The sequence below is a fragment of the Ensifer sp. NM-2 genome (assembly GCF_003024455.1).
Taxonomy (GTDB): domain Bacteria; phylum Pseudomonadota; class Alphaproteobacteria; order Rhizobiales; family Rhizobiaceae; genus Ensifer; species Ensifer canadensis.
The window spans coordinates 65978-72306 of the sequence record NZ_PVZR01000033.1; the positions used below are offsets into that span (position 1 = coordinate 65978).

Here is a 6329-nt window from a genome sequence, read left to right on the forward strand (position 1 = left end):
AAGGCCCCCTGTCTCCTCTCAGAACTTATAACTGAGGCGCAACGCGCCGCCGTGGCTCGTGTAGGTGTCGGAAAACGAGCCTTGGTAGTTCAAGCGCAAACTGAAGCCGTTGTCGCTCGCCAGATCAACGCCAGCGGTCAGCCGCCCCACCACGGCGGCCAGCGGCACCTCACTGCCGAACGTGCCTATCCCGGCGGGCGCGTTGGCCAGCCGTGCAGACGTATCCCAGCTATCGGCGCTGCTGAAGCTCACTCCGGCGGCCGCGAATGCCCGCATGACCGTTGTCTCGTTAACGTCAACACGCGTACCGAGTTCAATGGCCGGAGTGGCGTGGAGGCTCCATTGGCCGACATCATCGACCAGGAGGTCGAGGGCGCCGGCTCCCGACTCGCGATAGCCATTGGCATGCGAATAAATCAGGTCAAAGTCCACCAGAGGCCGCACATAGTAAGGATCCTGCGCGAAGGTATAGGCTGCGCGCACGCGGGTGCTGACATTGTAAACCTCTGGGTCGCCTTCGGCCTGGCTGGCGAAATCAGGAATCTGGATCGTGCGCGTATTGTCGTACCAACCGTAGCTGCCGGCAACGGCACCCGACAGTAACCAGGGGCCGCTCTGGTGCTTCAGGGAAACGCCGCCGTAGAGGATGTCGCCGTTGGCGTTGACCCGGCCGTCGTCGCCGCTGATGGAACTGCGGTCATAGCCGCCAGCCAAGCCGACGAACCAGTTCGGCGACACCTCGACCTGGGCGCCGGCTTGCAGGGCATAGGTCGTGGTATCGAAGCCCGACACGCTGGCACTGGTCTTCTGGTCGAGCGTCTGTGCGCCGGCCTGAGCCCAACCACACTCCGTCTCCGTCAGGAACGAGGTGCCCGCGGCAAACATGGGGCAGCTCAGCAACAGGTCGAGGTGCTGCTGCGTCATGGCGATGCTCCCGGCCGCAGCCGCACCGGAGACACCGGGCGACATGTCCGACAGAGCTGCTCCATAGCTGCCCGCATCGCCGTCGGCGAGAGAGCCGAGCGTGCCGAACAGCGTGCCATAGGAGCCACCGCCGGCATCCCAGATTTCCTGCAGGTGACCTGCGACGCTGTCCTGGCCGTCGTTTAGCGCGACGCCGGGCTCGGCGAAGTGGGCCGACTCCGCCGAAACCGACAGCTCGTTTCCTGCCTGGGTGATGGCATAGTCGAAGATTGCCGACTGGGCACTCAGCGAATGGTCGAGGGTGCCTCCGACGGTGAGGAACGGCAGACTGATGTCGGGCAGGACGCTGATGGCGTTCACCGCGAACTTGCCGTCCAGCGTAGCGTCACCGTCGATGGTCAACCGATCCATGCGCGAGCCAGCGAAGTCGGCGGTGAGCTCCAGTATGCCACCCGCGTCCTGCGTGAGGTCGCCAGTGATTCTGGTGGCGTCGATGCCGCCGGAATGACCGATCATCAGCCTGCCATGATTCATCACGTCAGCCTCATAAATCTCCGCATCCGTCAGCAGGCCACCGGCCTCATTGATCACGGAGACGGCCATGCCGCTGCCGAAACGGGCCATCGGCACGTTGTCGTCGTCGTTGGAGACGACTTTGCTGTCGACGAGATCCCCTCTCACGCTGCCGCTGATCGTGCCGGAGTTAAGCACGGTCAGGGTGCTGCCGGCGGGCGAGCTTCTGCCGACGGTATAGTTAACGGCAAGGCCTGAAGCAGCAGAGACGCTGCCTCCGGAATTGACGGTCACCATGTTGTATTTCCCGGCCGAAACCCAGACGCCGGCGCCGTTGTCGGAGCCGCCGGTGACGGAACCATTGACGGTCACATTGATCTTGCCGTTGTTGTCCGTCCCTGCATCGCTCTGCGCGAATATGCCGATCGAGTCTTTGCCGGTCGCCTGGATAGCCCTGCCAGCATCGAGGGTGACCGTCACATCGCCGCTTTTGCCGGCCGACGAGAGATTGCCGTTGGAGCCGATGAAAGCACTAGTCGCGTTGCCACCGAAACCGCCGCCGCCGCCGATCGACTGGGCCAGGATGCCGTAGGCGTAGTCGCCCGACGTGGTAATGTTGCCGTCAACAGACACGGAGACATCGTCGCCGTCACCGGTGCTGCCGGGACTGTTGCCCTTGGAGGAGAGCGGGGCACCCGAGGCGGTGCCTCCAATACCACCACCGCCGCCGATCGACTGGGCCACGAGGCCATGGGCGGCCAGACCTCGCGTATGAATCGTGCTGTCGTTGGTCAGATCGACCGTGACGGCGCCGCCGTTTATTGTTCCACCGCCCGAGCCACCGACCACGAGCGAGCCGATGCTGTCGGCCTCGCCGGCGCCGCCGATGCCGCCACCGCCGCCGATCGACTGCGCGACAATGCCATGGGCCCGATCGCCATAGGTGTCTACGCCGCCGCCATAGTTCAGGTCGATTTCGCCGCCGCTGCCACCGACGCCACCGCTGCCGCCCACAACAAGATCGATCGCATGGCTGTTATCCTCTTCGGCCGCCTTGGTGCTTCCGGCGCCGCCGACACCACCGCCGCCGCCAATCGATTGGGCCAGGAGGCCTATCGAATCGTCGCCGTTGGTCTGGAGGGCGAGCCAGCTTCCCGCACCGACCGTAATTTTGCCCCCGCTGCCGCCGGCGCCGCCGCTGCCGCCGAAACCGCCGCCAACGGTGATCTTGCCTGCCGCCTTGTCGGACCCATCGCCGCCCTGGCCGCCGCCGCCGCCGATCGACTGCAGCAGCACACCGTAGGCGCTATATCCAGCGGTACTGATGCCGGCGGTGCCGTGGTCGCTGTCGAAGGTGATGTCGACCGAGCCGCCATTACCGCCCGCACCGCCGCTCCCGCCAACACCCACGGTGATGTTGGCCGTCGCCTGGCTGCCGGATGCGGTGGATGTGCCACCGGCACCGCCACCGCCGCCGATCGATTGGGCGACGATGCCGTCTGCCCAGTCGCCCGTGGTGGCAATGTGGCCGCCATGCGTCAGCGTGACTGTGTTGCCATTGGCGGCCGTGCCGCCACTTCCACCGTCGTCAATGGTAGCGCCCACACTGACGTTGAAGCAGTAGCCATGTCCATTGCCGCCTTCGCTGGCGCATTCGCTGTCACCCGCGTCGTCGAGCGGCTCGGAATCGTCAGAAGTAGCCTGCCCCACCGAGCCTCCTAGCCCGCCGCCACCGCCGATCGACTGCGCGAGCACCCCGTCCGCATCTGCGCCAGAGGTATTGATTTTACCCGTGGTGGTGACGGTGGCCGTGCCCGCCGTCCCGCCACTGCCGCCAGTCCGGCCAACGGAAACGCCGACAGATGCGGAGAAAGCACCGCTACCCCCTTCGGAATCTTCGGCTTCCTCGCCGCCGGGCAGGTCGGCGCTGGCCGACAGCCCGACGCTAACACCTTGCGAAGTACCGCCGCCGCCACCGATCGACTGGATGAGCACACCGCGAGCACCGGACCCGCCGGTCTGCAAGCTGGTGCCGCTCTCGAGGTCCACGGTCGTGTTTCCGCCGCTGGCGCCGCCGCTGCCGGAGCCGCCGACCCCTACATTTGCCGCCAGGTTGAAGCCGCTACCGATCTGCTTGCTGTTGACGCTGCCGACGCCCCCATTGCCGCCGCCGCCGCCGATCGACTGCACCACGATCGCATTGGCATAATCGCCGGCCGTCGTCACGGAGGCGCTGTCGTTGAGATCGACCTTGACGATACCGCCATTGCCGCCGCTGCCGCCGGAGCCGCCGACCGAGACACCGATGTCGGCGCTGACGGTGTCCACCGTGCCGACGGTCGCGGCCATCGACGACGCACTGCCGCCATTGCCGCCGCCGCCGCCGATCGATTGCGCCACAAGGCCATGCGACGAAGCACCTTTCGTGGAGACCGCGGAGCTGCCGTCCAGCGTCAGCGACACTTCCTCAGCAGTCCCGCCCGATCCGCCGCTGCCGCCGACGGCCGTGGAGACGCTCATCGCCAGGGAGACGTCTTCGCCGGTCGGCACCGCCACGGTGAGCGCGTCGGCAACCGAGGAGCCGCCGCTGCCGCCACCGCCGCCAATCGACTGAGCGAGCACGCCGATCGCGTCGGTCACACCGCCGCCGCCCTGCCCGGTCTTGATAATGCTGTCGGTCAGGTCAATAGAGACCTCGCCGCCGGCGCCGCCGGAACCACCGGTGCCGCCGACAGCCACCGACGCCGTGAAGCCGATACCTGCGGAATAGGAACTGGCGGAACCGCCCGTACCGCCGCCGCCGCCGATCGACTGCGCCACGATGCCCGCCGCGTGCGAGCCCTGGGTCGTCAGGTTCAGTCCCTGGAAGCCGACGGTCACGGTGTTTGCGTAGCCGCCGCCACCGCCGCCGCCGCCGATCTGGAAGCTGCCGAGCCCGGCATCGCCGCCCGTGGCGTTGCCTCCATTACCGCCGCCGCCGCCGATCGACTGCGCGAGTATGCCGAGCGCACCGGAGCCTTCTGTCGCGATGGCAACTGCCTGCGTTCCAGAGCCTGTAGAACAATCGCCGCCGGAATTTTCATTGGTGACGCAGACCCATCCGCCGCTACCACCCCCCGAGGCGGTGCCGCCGACACCTAGTGCCGGAACACCCACTGACAGGTCGATCACATTGCCGCCATTGCCGCCGCCGCCGCCGACCGATTGCGCCATGATCGCATGCGACATCTCACCCTGCGTGGTGACCGAACCGCCAGTCAGCAATACGTTTGCATGGCTGCCGGAGCCGCCAGCCCCGCCCGAACCTCCGACGGTCGCGATGCCCTTCGCACCGCCGCCCGAACCACCGCCGCCGCCGATCGACTGTGCCATGATGCCGATCGCTGCGTCGCCGGCCGTACTGATGGCGCCCGAGCTCTGGACCTCGGCAGTGCTGGCATAGTTGCCGCTACCGCCGGAACCGCCGATCGACAGGATGCCGCCCGCCATACCGGCGGCGCCGCCGCCGCCGCTGATCGACTGCGCAATGATGCCGTGCGCCGAATAGCCGGAGGTGGTGATCGCGCCGGAATTCTGGACACTGGCCGTTTCGGCCTGCCCGCCGTCGCCCCCATTGCCACCCAGCTCGAGCGTCAGCCCGTCGGCGATGCCGCCAGTGCCGCCGCTGCCGCCGATCGACTGCACCAGGATGCCATAGGAATGCCCGCCCGAGGTGGCGATCGCCGCGTTGTTGTTGACGATAGCCGTGTTTCCACTGCCACCATTGCCGCCATTGCCCGCGCCACCCCCGAGCACGTCGGTGAAGTTGCCGCCGGTGCCGCCACCGCCGCCGATGGAATGCAGAGTAATGGCGGCCGAGTAATCTCCAGTCGTCGTGATCTTCGAAGCCCCGCTCGAAAAGACGCCTACGCTGCCGGCATTGCCGCCATAGCCGCCCCCGCCGCTCGTGCCGACAACGGCGGTGTCGTCGCCGCCATTGCCACCTTGGCCGCCAATGCTCTGGCCCAGCAAGCCATAGGCGTAGCTGCCCTGCGTCTCAACGCTACCGCCGGACAGGTTCAACTGGATTTGCCCACCGCTTCCGCCGCGGCCGCCGGAGCTGTCCTTCTCGCCGGCCTGGCCGTCGCCACCGCGGCCACCCTGGCTCAATGCGATCACGCCACCAAGATAGTCGCCTTGGGTCGAAATGGTGCCTGAATGGACCGTCACGGTCGTCGCCGCTATTCCACTTTCTGGCCTGCCGCCCTCGCCACCGGCGCCCGCGACGTTTGAGCTCCAGCCGTCGCCGCCTTCGCCACCCTGGGTAACGGCAACGACGCCACCTGACAGGTCATTCACCTTGCCGGTCGCGACGATTTTCATGTCGGCATACGTGTCGACATTTATGACCGAGCCGCCGCCCCCGGTGCCGCCTTCATCGGAGCTGTCTTGCGAAGCTGTGCCGTTGCTGCCCTGGCTCAGCGCATAGATGCCGCGCACGCTGTCGGCGTCGTTCGCGTAGATGCCGATCGCGCCGGCGGATGTATTGCCGGAGGAACCGATTTCGATATCGATGAAGCCGCCCGCGCCGCCCGCACCGTTATCGTGGCCGCCTGCCTGGCCGGTGGACTCGGCGGCAAGGCCCCAGACATAGTCCAGTCCGCTCAGCGGGTTTGTCCCACTGCCGAGATTCACCTGTCCGGTGTTGGAGATTTTGATGGTACCGCCGCTGCCGCCGTTGCCACCCACTTGGTCGCCCGCCGCACCGCTATTCTGTTCGCCGCCGCTGCCGCCCTTGCTCACGGCAAAGATGCCGGTCATACCTCTGGCCGTATTCGAGTTGAGCGATTCTACGGTCAGCGCCCCGTAGTTGGTGATCGTTATCGCGCCTCCCGCCCCCCCGGCCCCGCCCC

The 6329-nt window shown here is 66.9% G+C and carries 1 protein-coding gene; it reads right to left on the reverse strand.

What is annotated here, in order from left to right:
- Positions 1–18: 18 nt before the first annotated feature.
- The coding region (locus C6558_RS35900) for an autotransporter outer membrane beta-barrel domain-containing protein (protein ID WP_107028559.1) at positions 19–6329 on the reverse strand (6311 nt) is incomplete at its 5' end.